14 protein-coding genes and 1 tRNA gene are annotated in these 13,288 nt (G+C 60.9%); 7 read left to right on the forward strand and 8 right to left on the reverse strand.

The window, feature by feature from the left end; genetic code table 11:
- Nucleotides 1-138: 138 nt before the first annotated feature.
- From ACQZ5K_RS01950 to ACQZ5K_RS01960, 3 genes are all read left to right on the forward strand, one after another.
- Nucleotides 139-2,355 carry a 3-hydroxyacyl-CoA dehydrogenase NAD-binding domain-containing protein gene (locus tag ACQZ5K_RS01950; protein ID WP_448739503.1) on the forward strand — a complete coding sequence of 739 codons (2,217 nt, stop codon included), beginning with the start codon at nucleotides 139-141 and terminating at the stop codon, nucleotides 2,353-2,355.
- A 155-nt stretch (nucleotides 2,356-2,510) separates the two neighbouring features.
- A complete protein-coding gene (locus tag ACQZ5K_RS01955; protein WP_448739504.1) occupies nucleotides 2,511-2,936 on the forward strand; it encodes a hypothetical protein in 426 nt (141 codons plus the stop codon).
- A gap of 239 nt (nucleotides 2,937-3,175) precedes the next feature.
- A tRNA-Phe gene (locus ACQZ5K_RS01960) sits at nucleotides 3,176-3,251 on the forward strand.
- 123 nt (nucleotides 3,252-3,374) lie between these two features.
- On the opposite strand, the gene ACQZ5K_RS01965 is transcribed toward ACQZ5K_RS01960, so the two are convergent.
- The gene (locus ACQZ5K_RS01965) at nucleotides 3,375-3,635 is read right to left on the reverse strand and encodes a helix-turn-helix domain-containing protein (protein WP_020810388.1); all 261 of its coding nucleotides are present in this window, start codon (nucleotides 3,633-3,635) and stop codon (nucleotides 3,375-3,377) included.
- 102 nt (nucleotides 3,636-3,737) lie between these two features.
- Here ACQZ5K_RS01965 and ACQZ5K_RS01970 point away from each other — a divergent pair, with 102 nt between their 5' ends.
- Complete coding sequence (locus tag ACQZ5K_RS01970) at nucleotides 3,738-4,016, forward strand: hypothetical protein (protein WP_448739505.1); 279 nt, start codon at nucleotides 3,738-3,740, stop codon at nucleotides 4,014-4,016.
- 1 nt (nucleotide 4,017) lies between these two features.
- Here the strand turns inward: ACQZ5K_RS01970 and mnhG are convergent, their stop codons facing one another.
- From mnhG to ACQZ5K_RS02005, 7 genes are all read right to left on the reverse strand, one after another.
- Nucleotides 4,018-4,362 carry a monovalent cation/H(+) antiporter subunit G gene (gene mnhG / locus ACQZ5K_RS01975; protein WP_003522773.1) on the reverse strand — a complete coding sequence of 115 codons (345 nt, stop codon included), beginning with the start codon at nucleotides 4,360-4,362 and terminating at the stop codon, nucleotides 4,018-4,020.
- Nucleotides 4,359-4,640, reverse strand: coding sequence for a K+/H+ antiporter subunit F (locus tag ACQZ5K_RS01980; RefSeq protein ID WP_003522772.1), 282 nt, complete (start codon nucleotides 4,638-4,640; stop codon nucleotides 4,359-4,361). Before ACQZ5K_RS01980 ends, mnhG begins: the two co-directional genes overlap by 4 nt.
- Entirely contained in the window at nucleotides 4,637-5,125 is a 489-nt protein-coding gene (locus ACQZ5K_RS01985; protein ID WP_448739506.1) for a Na+/H+ antiporter subunit E, read from the reverse strand. The genes ACQZ5K_RS01980 and ACQZ5K_RS01985 overlap by 4 nt, the downstream gene beginning before the upstream one ends.
- On the reverse strand, nucleotides 5,122-6,768 hold the full coding sequence (locus ACQZ5K_RS01990; protein WP_035239397.1) for a monovalent cation/H+ antiporter subunit D: 1,647 nt from the start codon (nucleotides 6,766-6,768) through the stop codon (nucleotides 5,122-5,124). Before ACQZ5K_RS01990 ends, ACQZ5K_RS01985 begins: the two co-directional genes overlap by 4 nt.
- Nucleotides 6,765-7,100: a Na+/H+ antiporter subunit C gene (locus ACQZ5K_RS01995; RefSeq protein WP_003503487.1), complete on the reverse strand. Its 336-nt coding sequence runs from the start codon at nucleotides 7,098-7,100 to the stop codon at nucleotides 6,765-6,767. The genes ACQZ5K_RS01990 and ACQZ5K_RS01995 overlap by 4 nt, the downstream gene beginning before the upstream one ends.
- Nucleotides 7,100-10,018: a monovalent cation/H+ antiporter subunit A gene (locus ACQZ5K_RS02000; protein ID WP_448739507.1), complete on the reverse strand. Its 2,919-nt coding sequence runs from the start codon at nucleotides 10,016-10,018 to the stop codon at nucleotides 7,100-7,102. The genes ACQZ5K_RS01995 and ACQZ5K_RS02000 overlap by 1 nt, the downstream gene beginning before the upstream one ends.
- 106 nt (nucleotides 10,019-10,124) lie before the next feature.
- Complete coding sequence (locus ACQZ5K_RS02005; protein ID WP_142780088.1) at nucleotides 10,125-10,502, reverse strand: hypothetical protein; 378 nt, start codon at nucleotides 10,500-10,502, stop codon at nucleotides 10,125-10,127.
- A gap of 506 nt (nucleotides 10,503-11,008) precedes the next feature.
- On the opposite strand from ACQZ5K_RS02005, the gene ACQZ5K_RS02010 reads away from it, so the two are divergent.
- Genes ACQZ5K_RS02010 through cheY1 form a run of 3 tightly spaced genes read left to right on the forward strand, consistent with a single transcriptional unit; the run spans nucleotide 11,009 to nucleotide 13,277 of the window.
- Nucleotides 11,009-12,616: a globin-coupled sensor protein gene (locus ACQZ5K_RS02010; RefSeq protein ID WP_448739508.1), complete on the forward strand. Its 1,608-nt coding sequence runs from the start codon at nucleotides 11,009-11,011 to the stop codon at nucleotides 12,614-12,616.
- Complete coding sequence (locus ACQZ5K_RS02015) at nucleotides 12,616-12,915, forward strand: STAS domain-containing protein (protein WP_003522766.1); 300 nt, start codon at nucleotides 12,616-12,618, stop codon at nucleotides 12,913-12,915. The genes ACQZ5K_RS02010 and ACQZ5K_RS02015 overlap by 1 nt, the downstream gene beginning before the upstream one ends.
- Entirely contained in the window at nucleotides 12,912-13,277 is a 366-nt protein-coding gene (cheY1, locus tag ACQZ5K_RS02020; protein ID WP_003493773.1) for a chemotaxis response regulator CheY1, read from the forward strand. The genes ACQZ5K_RS02015 and cheY1 overlap by 4 nt, the downstream gene beginning before the upstream one ends.
- The last annotated feature ends 11 nt before the right edge of the window (nucleotides 13,278-13,288 follow it).

The raw sequence follows: 13,288 nt of genomic DNA on the forward strand, positions 1-13,288 counted from the left end.
GCTGATACCGCAACGGTTCCCCCGTCATCCTCGGGCTTGACCCGAGGATCTATCCCCGGTGCTTGGATCCTCGGGTCAAACCCGAGGATGACGGAGAAAGCGAAGCGGCCATTAAGATTCAGGGAAGAGGAATCCCAAATGAGCACTTACACCAATTTCACCATCGAGACGGACGCAGACGGCATTGCCCTCGTCACCTGGGATATGCCGGAAAAATCCATGAACGTCTTCACGTCAGAAGTGATGGACGAGCTGCACGCCATTGTTGACGCGACGGTCGCGGACGGCGCCGTCAAGGGCGTTGTCTTCACGTCAGGCAAAAGCACCTTTTCCGGCGGCGCCGATCTTTCGATGATCAAGTCGATGTTCTCCTTCTACAATGATGAGAAGACGAAGAACCCGGATCAGGCGGCTGCAAGACTGTTCGAACTGGTTGGCCGCATGACGGGCCTGTTCCGCAAGATCGAGACCAACGGCAAGCCCTGGGTTTCCGCCATCAACGGCACCTGCATGGGCGGCGCTTTCGAACTCTCGCTTGCGTGCCACGGTCGGGTCGCCTCCAGCGCCAAGAACCTCAAGATCGCCCTGCCGGAAGTCAAGGTCGGCATCTTCCCCGGCGCCGGCGGCACCCAGCGCGTGCCGCGCCTGACGGATGCCCAATCGGCGCTGCAGATGATGACCACCGGCCAGTCGCTGACCGGCGCGCGCGCCAAGGCCATGGGGCTGGTGCATCAGGTGGTGGAGCCGGATCAGCTGGTTGCAACCGCAAAGCAGATGATCAAGGACGGCCTGAAACCGGTCGCTCCCTGGGATGAAAAGGGCTTCAAGGCCCCCGGTGGCGGCATCTGGACGCCGGCGGCTGCCCAGCTCTGGCCCGCAGCACCGGCCATTTTGCGCCGCGAAAGCGCCGGCAACTATCCGGCCGCCCTCGCCATCCTCAAATGCGTCTATGAAGGCCTGCAATTGCCCTTCGACACGGCGCTGAAGGTGGAGCAGCGTTATTTCACCGAAATCCTTCGCTCGAAGGAAGCCTTCGGCATGATCCGCTCGCTGTTCATTTCCATGCAGGAACTGGGCAAGGGCGCGCGCCGCCCGGCCGGCCAGCCGAAGACGGAGTTCAAAAAGGTGGGCGTCGTCGGCGCGGGCTTCATGGGCGCAGCTGTCGCTTATGTTACCGCCGCAGCCGGCATCCCCGTCACGCTGGTCGATCGCGATCAGGAAGCGGCGGACAAGGGCAAGGGCCATTGCGAGGAAAGCGTGAAGTCCGCCATCGGCAAGGGCAGGCTGACGCAGGAGGAGGGCAAGGCCCTGCTCGACCTCGTCACCCCGACGGCGGATTACAAGGCGCTCTCCGATGCCGATCTTGTCATCGAGGCCGTCTTCGAAGACCGCGACGTGAAAAAGGCCGTCATCGAGGCCGTGGAAGCCGTGCTGCCGCAGGGCGCGATCTTCGCTTCCAACACCTCCACTTTGCCGATCACCGGCCTTGCGAAGAACTCGAAGCGACCGGCGGATTTCATCGGCATCCACTTCTTCTCGCCGGTCGAGAAGATGATGCTGACGGAAGTGATCCTCGGCAAGGAAACCGGCGACAAGGCGCTCGCCGTCGCGCTGGACTATGTGGCGAAGATCAAAAAGACCCCGATTGTGGTCAACGATACGCGCGGCTTCTTCGTCAATCGCTGCGTGCTGCGTTATATGGCGGAAAGCTACGATATGCTGATCGAAGGCTTACCCGCCGCCATGATCGAAAACGCCGCGAAATTCGCTGGCATGCCGGTCGGCCCGCTGGCGCTGAACGATGAGGTGGCGATCGATCTTTCCTACAAGATCCTGAAAGCCACCGTCGCCGATCTCGGCGAAAAGGCCGTCGACCCGCGCCATATGGAGCTGGTGAAGACGCTGGTGGAAGGCGAGGGCCGTTTTGGCCGCAAGAACGCGAAGGGCTTTTACGACTATCCGCCAAAGCCCGTCAAAAAATCCCTCTGGCCCGGCCTGAAGGACCTTTATCCGCAGCAGAAGCCAGAAGCGGTGGATATGGAGGTGCTGAAACAGCGCTTCCTCGTCACCGTGGCGCTGGAAGCCGCCCGCACGGTGGAAGAAGGCATCGTCACCGATCCGCGTGAGGCGGATGTTGGCTCCATCCTCGGTTTCGGTTTCGCGCCCTATACCGGCGGTGCGCTGTCCTACATCGACGGCATGGGTGTGAAGAACTTCGTGGCACTTGCCGAAAAGCTCAGCGAGACCTATGGCCCGCGCTTCAAGCCGACGCCGCTGCTGAAGGACATGGCCGCCAAGGGCGAGACCTTTTACGGTCGCTTCGATCCCTATGCCAGCGCCGCCAAGGCGGCCTGAGGCTTCAAGTAAGACATTGAACAGGCCCTCCGGGGCCTGTTTTATTATGCCTGTTTCCCTGCTGTCCGTGCATCCTTTGCCCGGCTGAGGCGTTGAAAAGGCTGAGCGGGCAAAAGCGCCCGCCGCCGCAATTCAGCACGCCCCAGGAGACAGCGATGAAAGCACCACTGCGATCCCACGGTTTCGACAAGCCCTCGGACCTTGACGACCATCTGGCCGAACTGGACGAAGAGGCCGCGGAGAAGGAGGCTGTAAAACCCGCTGCTGCCCGAAGGGCGCGTGCCGCCGCCCCGGCGGAATCATCCTTGCGGGCGGAACTGGAAGACCTTCGCAAACAGCTCGAAAAGATTCGCCGCGACGTCAAACGGCTGGAAGCCGCCTCCAACACGCCGCATCATAAATTCACCGATGCCCGGCATGAGCGCGACCGTGAGAATTCGCGCCTGATGACGGTGGTGCGCTCCGTTGCCGTCACCTCACTGGCAAGCCGCATCTTCGCCTCCTCGCCCGTCATGGCGGCGCTGGTGGCCGTTGTGCCAATCGCTCTTGGCCTTGCCGCACGGCGCAATGAGGGGGCGTAAGCCGTCCCCTGCCGCGCCGCCGCCCGCTGGCCCGGCGGATGCCCAAGAGCGGGTTTTCCGCCGCAATCCGGCCTTCGCCGGGCAGACTTTCCAGCCATCCACAGGCGCCGTGAAAAAACTGTCAAAAAACTTCGCGATGGCGCTTGCCATGTCCGAACAAGATGTTATAACCCCGCTCACTTTCGGGGCACCAAACAGCCCCGCCCGCCAAAAGCGGAGGTTCTTCAAGGACCTGAAGTGCCCGGATAGCTCAGTTGGTAGAGCAGCGGATTGAAAATCCGCGTGTCGGTGGTTCAAATCCGCCTCCGGGCACCATTTCTCAATTTCATTGTTGAATGAACTGGTTGTGTGTTGGCGTCTCCATTCGCAGGGCGCGGGCAGTTCCATCATTGGCTGTTTCTATCATATGCTTTTGTCATCGCTTCGAAACAGTCTTGATCAAAGAGGAACGCCCTGTTCCTCCATTCTTGTGAGCAACAGTTGGAGAAGCGCGGTTGGGTCTTGATCCATTGCGGCCGACAATTTTGCAAATTCAACGACGTCTATTCGTCTTTCAGAGCCTTCGGCCTTCGCGACATAGGACTGTGGCTTGCCCAACCGATCTGCGACCTGCTGTTGTGTCAGGCCCGCTTTTCGCCGCGTGTCGGTCAGTATCTCAACAAGAAGCTGGTACTCGGGTGTATGTGTAGACTTCGTCACGAGCTCCAGAACCCCGAAATTTTAGGAGCTCACGGATTAATCCTGATTTAGAATTATCCCATTATGGGATAAAGTCTTGCGGGATAGCCATGGAGTGCAGTCATGGAACTATCCGCATGGAGTTGGTGCTCAATCGTGGTGATTGGGGCGTTTGGACTATCCGTTTTTATGTATGTCTTTTGGCAGCAAGCTGTGCGACCCATGCTTGTCCCGCGCGCCGAGATAACGCGCATCGCCGATATCTTAAGCAAGACATATGGAAATGCTGCCGAGGAATTCGCGGTCATCGAGGAAGATCGCGCCTGGCGATATTCCCAAAATTTCGAACAGGGCAAATGGCGGCGGGTGCGCGCGGAGCTTCGCCGCCGTAAAGAGCCTTAGCCTACAGATGCTCCCGATTATCCGTATTCTGCTCCGCCCGGTCCCGATAAAGCGCCGCCCGGCCGAGTAGCATCAGGGAAACCGGGGTCGTCACCGTCATGAAAATGCCGATGAAGATTTCGTGGAAGGCGAAGCGGTCGCCGGAGACGGAGAAATAGATGATCGAGGCCATGACGATGCCGCCGGTGCCCCAGCTGGTGCCGAGTGTGGGCGCATGCAGGCGCTCATAGAAGCTGTTGAGCCTGGCAAAGCCGATGGTGCCGATCAGCGTCAGCGAGGCGCCCAGCAGCACGAAGAAGGCCACGGCAATGGCGGCCCAGAGGGGAAATTCGTGCGCCTCGCTCATTCGATCACCTCGCCGCGCATCAGGAATTTGGAAAGGGCGACGGTGGAGACGAAGCCGAGGATGGCGATCAGCAGCGATGCCTCGAAATAGATGTCGTTGCCGGTGCGCAGGCCGAAGGTCAGGAGAAGCAGCATGGCGTTGACATAGAGCGTATCCACACCCAGCACGCGGTCCTGCGCGCGCGGGCCGATGGCGATGCGATAGACCGAGATCGCCATGGCAATGGCGAGCATGAACTGCGCCAGCGAAAAGGACCAGAAAAGGATAATCGAACTCATTCGAATATCTCCATCAGCAGTTTTTCATAACGGTTCTTGATGAGGCTTATCCAGGCCGCCTCATCCACATCGTCGAGAACGTGAAGCAGCAGCGTGCCCTGGCTGGAATTATATTCGAGCCATGCGCTTCCCGGCGTCGAGGTCAGGATCGTCGCCAGAACCGCAAGCGCCATCGGATCGCGAATATCGAGCGGCACGGCCAGGAAGCCGGATTTGCGGTCTCTCTCGCGCTTGAACAGGATGATCTTCACGACCGAGAGATTGGACCTGACGATATCGTAAAGCACGATCACGATCAGTTGCACCAGCCTGTGCCAGTTGCGGATGCGCGGCTTGGCGGGCCTGAGCGACGCCATCGCCCAGGAGGCGACAAGTGCAACCCCGGTGCCGAGCAGCAGATGCCCCGGCGAAAAGCTGTTGATCGTCATCCAGAAGAAGATCAGCGAGATCGTCAGCAGCGGGTAGGGCAGGACACGGCTTATCATGGCTCTGCCTCCGGGTTGCTTCCCGCTCGGGGTGCGGAAATGACGCCCTGAATATAGCTTGCCGGCAGGTCGAGAATACGCGCCGTTTCCTGCATGTATCTCATCACCGGCCCTGCCTGTACGGTCATGGCGAGCGTCAGGCCGAGCAGCAACATCACGGGGGCGATTTCGATGACGAGCACGCGCGGCACGGTGCCTTCGATGGAGGCCCAGAAGGTGCGGATGCCGGCGCGCGTCATCGAAATCAGCGAGGCGAAACCGGCAAAGACGATCAGGAAAACCAGCCACCAGGACAGTGTGGAAACGCTGTCATTGGCCCCGAGCCCGGAAGGGTTGAGGATGGCGGTCAGCATCGAGAATTTGGCGATGAAACCCGAAAGGGGCGGCAGGCCGGCCAGAAGAATGCCGCAGGCGGCAAAACAGGCGCCGAGCACCGCCATGGTGGCGGGCATGGTCACGCCGACTTCCTCTTCCTCCTCTTCCTCGTCGCCCTCGCCATAGGCCTCCATGGTCACGGCAAGAACGTTCGCGCCGGCATCCTGTCCGCGCTCGACGAGTTCGATCAGCATGAAGAAGGCGCTGATGGTGAGGGTGGAGCTGACCATGTAATAAAGCGCGCCGGCCGCAACCGTGGGATTGCCGGTGCCCATGGCGGCAAGCAGCGTTCCCGACGAGACTAGAACCGAAAAGCCGGCAAGCCGCCCCAGCGCCTGCGACGCCAGAACGCCGATGGCCCCGAAGATGATGGTGGCGATGCCGCCGACCAGCAGCGCATCATGGCCGAAACCGGCCGATTCCCCGGCCGTCTGCCCAAAAAGCAGGAAGGACAGGCGGGCGATGACATAAATGCCGACCTTGCTCATGATGGCGAAGAGCCCGCCCACCGGGGCCGATGCCGCGCCATAAGCGGAAGGCAGCCAGAAATTCAGCGGCCACATGCCGGCCTTGACCAGAAAGGCGATGCCGAGGATGGCAGAGCCGGTTTCCAAGAGCATGCGCTGATCGGGGTTGAGCCCCTCGATGCGATGGGCGAGATCGCCCATGTTCAGCGTGCCGGTAACGCCGTAGATGAGGCTGACGCCGATCAGGAAGAACAGGGCGGCGACGAGGTTGATGGCGATATAATGCAGCCCGGCCTTGACGCGTTGCTGGCCGGAACCGTGCAGCAGCAGGCCGTAAGAAGCGGCCAGCATCACTTCGAAGAAGACGAAGAGGTTGAAGAGGTCGCCGGTCAGGAATGCACCGTTGACGCCCATCAGCATCATCTGGAACAGCGAATGGAAATGCGCGCCCGACCTGTGCCACTTCGCCATCGAATAGATCAAGGACGGGATGGCAAGCAGCGCCGTCAACAGCACCATCAGACCCGAAAGACGGTCGGCAACGAGCACGATGCCGAAGGGCGCCGGCCAGTTACCGAGCAGATAGACGCCGCTCGACACCACGGCGGCGATCTCGGTATTGACCGTCGAGTTCACCTCGCGGAACAGCAATATGGCGACCACCAGCAACAGCACCGTCGAGGTGAGGCTGATGGCGGCTTTCGCCACGCGCTGGCGCTCGTCGAAGAACAGCAGCAGCGCGGCGGTAATCAGCGGCAGAAGAATCGGCGCGATGACGATGTGGAAGGGGAAAGACATCATTTCGACTCCCTCCCGTCCACATGGTCGGTGCCAGTGAGGCCGCGGGCGGCGAGCAGCACGACGAGGAACAATGCGGTGGTGGCGAAACCGATGACGATGGCCGTCAGCACCAGCGCCTGCGGCACGGGGTCGGCGAGCGTGGAGCTGTCGACGCCGTTGACCAGCACCGGCGGCGCATTGGTCTTGATGCCGCCGACGCCGAAGATGAAGAGGTTGACGGCGTAAGACAGCAGCGAAAGCCCGACGATGACCTGATAGGTGCGCGGGCGCAGCACCAGCCAGACGCCGGAGCCGGTCATGATGCCGATGCCGATGGCGAGAATGAGTTCCATTACACGTCCTCCGCTTTTGCGGCTTCAGGCGTGCGAACGCGGTAGTTACGCAACGATTGGTGTGCCAGTGCTATCAGGATAAGAACAACGGAGCCGACGACCAGCGAGAAGACGCCGAGATCGAACAGCAGGGCGGATGCCGTCGGCATTTTGCCGATATAGGGTATCTCCGTATACTGGAAATAGGAGGTCAGGAACGGGTAGCCGAAGTACCAGGAGCCGATACCCGTCGCCGCCGCCATCAAAAGGCCGAAACCCATCCAGCGCAGCGGCAGGATGCGGATGCGGTCCTCCGCCCAGCGCGCCCCGCCGGCAAGATATTGCAGCAGGAAGCCGATGGCCATGGTGATGCCGGCCGCAAAGCCGCCGCCCGGCAGGTCGTGGCCGCGCATGAACAGGAAGATCGAGAAGGTGATGATGACCGGGAACATCCACTGCATCACGATCGACGGCACATAGAGATAGTCACGAACCGTATCGCCATTGCTCCGGTCTGGCCGTTCGGCATCGAAGGCGTTCTGCATCTGCTGCTGTTCCGGCACCCCGATGCTTTCATGGGCGGGGCGGAAACGGCGAAGCAGCGCAAAGACGGTGAGCGCCACGATGGCCAGCACCGCTATTTCGCCGAAGGTATCGAAGCCACGGAAATCGACGAGGATGACGTTGACGACATTGGTGCCGCCGCCTTCGGTATACGCGCGTTCGAGGAAATAGGTCGCAATCGCGTTCGGCACCGGCAGCGTCATCACGGCATAGGCGATGACGGACATGCCGATACCGCTGCCTGCGGCGAGCAGGAAGTCGCGGGCGCGGCGAAGCTGCGCCGGCAGCTCATCGCTGCTGTCGACCTTCTCGACACGTTTCGGCAGCCATCTGAGGCCGAGCAGGATGAGAACCGTGGTGACGATTTCCACCAGCAGCTGGGTGATGGCCAGATCCGGCGCGGAAAGCCAGACGAAGGTAAGGCAGGTGACGAGGCCAGAGACGCCGAGCATGACGAGCGCGGCGAGGCGATGATATTTCGCCTGCCAGGCCGCACCCATGGCCGCGATCATGCCGATCAGCCAGAGCATGGCGAAGATCGGATCGAAGGTCGTCACACGCGGCAGCGACAGGGAGAATTCCGAAAGGAAGAGAGGCGAGAAACCGGCAAGAAGCGCCACGAGGATGAGAAGCCTCAGCTGCGGCTGCAGACGCCGCGTGCCGAGCGTGCTTTCCAGCCACCGCGCCCATTTCCAGGACACGGTGACGAGAATGCGCTCGAAGATGCGCTGGCCCCGCAAATGCCGGAAGACGGGCGGACCGTCATCGCAGCGCGAGAAATAACCGCCGAGCAGGGCATAGATCGTAACCCCGCCGATCAGCGCCGCTATACTCATGATCAGCGGCAGGTTGAAACCGTGCCAGATCGATAGGCTGTAGACGGGTGTCTGCGCACCCAGAACCGAAAGCACGGCCGAATGCAGGAACGGGCCGATGGAGAGGCTCGGAACGATGCCGACGATCAGGCAGGCGAAGACGAGGAATTCGATGGGGAAACGCATCCAGCGCGGCGGCTCGTGCGGATGCGGGTTCGGCAGATCGACGGGCTTGGGGCCGAAGAACACCGTGTGGATGAAGCGCAGCGAATAGGCGACGGCAAATGCGCCCGACAGCGTCGCGACATAGGGCAGGGCCCGGTCCAGCAGCGAGTCGGCATGGGTTTCGACGGCCTCGGCGAAGAACATTTCCTTGGAGAGGAAGCCGTTGAACAACGGCACGCCGGCCATGGCCGCACTTGCCGCCATGGCGAGCGTCGCGGTTGCGGGCATATAGGTGTAAAGCCCGCTTAAGCGCCGCATGTCGCGCGTACCGGTTTCATGGTCGATGATACCGGCCGCCATGAAGAGCGAGGCCTTGAAGGTGGCGTGGTTGACCATGTGGAAGATGGCCGCCACCGCCGCAAGCGGGCTGCCGAGGCTGAGCAGCGTGGTGATGAGGCCGAGATGGCTGATAGTCGAATAGGCGAGCAGACCCTTCAGGTCCTGCTGGAACATGGCGAAATAGGCGCCGAGCAGCAGGGTTATGATGCCGGCCGCGCCCACCAGCCAGAACCATTCCGGCGTGCCCGCCAGCACCGGCCAGAACCGCGCCAGCAGGAAAACCCCCGCCTTCACCATGGTCGCCGAATGCAGATAGGCGGAGACCGGTGTGGGCGCCGCCATGGCGTTGGGCAGCCAGAAGTGAAACGGAAACTGCGCGCTCTTGGTCAGCGCGCCGCCAAGAATGAGGATAAGCGCCGGAAGATAGAGGGAATGTGCGCGGATCGCCGCACCGGCCTCGATGATCTTGTCGAGATCGTAGCTTCCCGCCATATGGCCGAGGATCAGCAGGCCCGCCAGCAGGCTGAAGCCGCCGATGCCGGTGACGGTCAGCGCCATGCGTGCCCCGTCGCGCGCACCGGCGTTCTGATGCCAGTAGCCGATCAGCAGGAACGAAAAGATGCTGGTCATTTCCCAGAAGATCGACAGCAGGATGACGTTGCCGGAGAGCACCACACCAAGCATCGAGCCCATGAAGGCGAGCAGGAAGGCGAAGAAACGGGGAATCGGGTCTTCGGCCGACATATAATAACGCGCGTAGAGCACCACCAGCAGACCGATGCCGGTAATGAGCATCGTGAAAATCCAGGCAAATCCGTCCAGCCGCAGGGTAAAGTTCAGGCCGAGCTGGGGCAGCCATTCCACATCATACTTGAGAACCGCGCCGCCGCTGACGCTCGTATAAAGAAAAATGCTGCTGACAAGGCCGAAAAGGGCGACTGCGCCCGCAACGGAGGCGGGACCGGCGGCCGCACCCTCGCGCGGCATGAAGGCCGTCAGAAGCGCGCCAACGAAGGGCAATGCGACAATGAATGGAAGAATGGTTGCAAGTGTCATATGCGGCGGCGGTTTTCTCTCTGGAATGGGAGCCTACGGCGGGTTTCCGACGACTCCGATCCCTCAAGGTTCGCAATGAACCGAATGATGAGGACCGCCGGAATGACTAATACATAATATGCGGAGGCGCGCGTGGAACCACGCTGGCAAAGTCTCGGAAAGCTTGTGGCACGATGGCAACAGCAACGAGCGAGACGTCGGCATTATCCCTGAGGCTCGGGGCGGGTGAGGCAAACGCGTCCAGGCGAAAGCCTGAGCCGGCATCGCCGGTCCTGCAGCCGAAATCATTGCCGCTATCGCAATCCTTTTCGCGAAGAGAAAGGGAACGGCCGGGATCGACGCTCTGCAATCGTTCGAGGCGGCTGGTTTTGGAAAGGGGCTTGACTCCGGCCGGCGCCTGAAAGCCGATCATGACCAGCAGGCTCGCGACCACAAGGCCGATCAACACTTGCGGATGGCGCCTTGAACTGCGGCCTTTCTCCATCCATGGCAAGTTGGCATCTCCTTGATCGTAAAGGTCTCTTTAAAGCATCACCGTTGAGCGAATATCCTGTTGATTTGTTTTAGGGGAAGCCGGACATGCTTGTCCAGCGCGCATGCGGGAAAAACCGCCCGCACCGTCCGATTCCTTTTCGTTTTTGCCCGTTTGCGGCAAAGTGAGGGCGGCATTGGCTAAAAGCTTTTACAAATTTTACCGTTTGACGCCGACGCCTGTGTTTCTTAACTTTCAAGCAAGGAATTAACCATAAAGATTGATGGTATTTCCACGGCGGAATGGGGTTCTCTCCCCTTCCAGGCATGACGCCGCACTGCCGTACCGGTGCCGATCCGGTATTTTCGTTTCTTGGTTCAAGAAGGTCTGGCAGGCGTCGATGCCGCATCGTTCGCGATGGGTATGTTCGTTCAAAAATCCCCTTTAGGGTGCTGGCGTTCTGAACCTTGGCCAATTTGGCCGGGTTTTACCGGCCGTCATGTTGTTGGGGACGTCGGTTGGGGCAGGATTTGCCATCAGATCAAGCGCGCAGATCGGCAGGCGGAAGCCTGGCGGGACGGTTGCGTTTTGCCGGCCTCGACGAGACGCAATCCGATTTCCTGCGCAGCTATCGCAGCATGCTGGAGCCTTACGTCAAGGCCGGCCTGCGGGACGTGATGACCCGTTTTCAGTCCATGCCGGACTGTTCTCCGTCTTTCGAAAGCGAAAACCAGCTCGACCGCCTGCACGATCTGCAATCCTCGCACTGGAGCGTTCTGACCGATGCGCGTTTTGACGCGCTCTATGCCGAGCGGGTAAAGGTTCTTTCCGACAATGCCAGCCGCATGGGGCTCGATCCACGCTGGCAGATCGCCAGCCACGCGGTGGTTCTGGAACATCTTGTCGGCGGGCTGGTGGCCGAACATGCGCCGCGCTCCATCCTTCCGGGCAACCGCAAGAAAACCCGTGAACTGGCGGAAGCCGTCAAGAATGTCGTCCGTCTGGTGATGGTCGATACCGAAATCGCCGTCTCGCTGCGCTTCAACGAATTGCGCCTGCGCCATGGCCGCGAACTGGCGGAACAGCGCGACAATGACCGTTCCGAAGCGGCGAAGTTGCTGGGCACGGCACTGACGGCCTTTGCCGCAGGCGATTTGCAGGCCCGTATCGGCGGCGAAGTGCCGGAAGCCTATCGCGATGTTGCGGCTTCCTTCAATGCGGCTCTGGAAACGATCGGTGCATCGCTGATCGCGGCGCAAAACAGCATTGGCGAGGCCGAGGCGCTCGGCGCGCGGTTTGCCGATATGGGCCGCTCCATGGCCGAGCGCTCCCGCCAGCAGGCCGAAGCCCTGGCCGAAACCTCCCGCGCCATCCAGACGATGATCGGGAACGTCGCTGAAAACGGCGCGCGCATAGCGGCCACGGAAACGGCTGTTTCCCGCGCCCGCGAGGCGGCGGTCGAAAGCGGCAAGGCGATCGGCGAGGCGATTGACGCCATGTCGGACATCGAACAATCCGCCGAACAGATCGGCAGGATCATCGGCACGATTGACGAGATCGCTTTTCAGACCAACCTTCTCGCCCTCAATGCCGGCATCGAGGCGGCACGTGCTGGTGAAAGCGGACGTGGGTTCGCTGTCGTCGCACAGGAGGTCCGGGCGCTCGCCCAGCGTTCCGCCGACGCTGCAAGGGAAATCAAGAGCCTTGTCGGCACCACCAAGACGCAGGTCGAGGGCGGTGTGCGCATGGTCAACCGCACGCAGGACGCAATCGGCGGCGTCGTCCGGCAGGTCTCGGGCATCAACGACATGATCGCGGAAGTCTCCCGGCATACGGCCGAGCAGGCCGGCGAACTGCAATCGGTTGCCGCCGATATCGGCGAGCAGCAAAGGCAGGCCGGCCGGAACGCCGTCGATATCAGCGCGAGCGCTTCCGAGGCCGACGCGCTTCATACCGTTATTCTGGAACTAGGCCGCACCATCCGCGAATTCCGCATTGCCCGTCAGGTGCAGGCGAAAGCGGCGTCCGGTGCGGACCGACAGGACACTTCATTTATGGCCCGTGCGGATAATCGCACGGATTACGGCCAGGATTACCAACAATTCAGACGTCAGGGAGTCATGTAATGGCAGCCAGAAAAGCAGCTGAGGCGACGCTGAAACTGTCACCGGTGCTGGATCTCAACGAAGCATCGGCCCTGCACGGCAAGCTGATGACGCTGAGGGGAGCACCTTTGTCGGTAGATGCGTCCGAGGTGGAGCGTATCGGTGCGCTTTGCGCCCAGGTCCTCATGGCCGGCGCGAAATCCTGGGAAGAGGATGGCAAGCGGTTCGGTTTTGCAAGGGTGTCCGATGCATTCGACAAGACGATGAAACTGATAGGCGTCGATATTGACCATTTGCTCCCCAAGGAGATGCAAAAGTGAAGAAAAAAGTTCTTACCGTGGATGATTCCCGGACGATCAGGAACATGCTCCTGGTCACGCTCAACAATGCCGGTTTCGAAACCATTCAGGCTGAAGACGGCATCGAGGGCCTCGAAGTGCTCGAGCAGAGCAACCCCGATGTTATCGTGACGGACATCAACATGCCCCGTCTCGATGGTTTCGGCTTCATCGAGGGTGTACGGCGCAACGAAAAGTATCGTGCGATCCCGATCCTCGTCCTGACGACCGAAAGCGACGCAGAGAAGAAGAACCGCGCCCGTCAGGCCGGTGCGACGGGCTGGATCGTCAAGCCGTTCGACCCTGCGAAACTCATCGATGCCATTGAACGCGTAACCGCCTGATACGGGACATT

It is taken from the genome of Agrobacterium sp. 22-226-1, assembly GCF_053522345.1.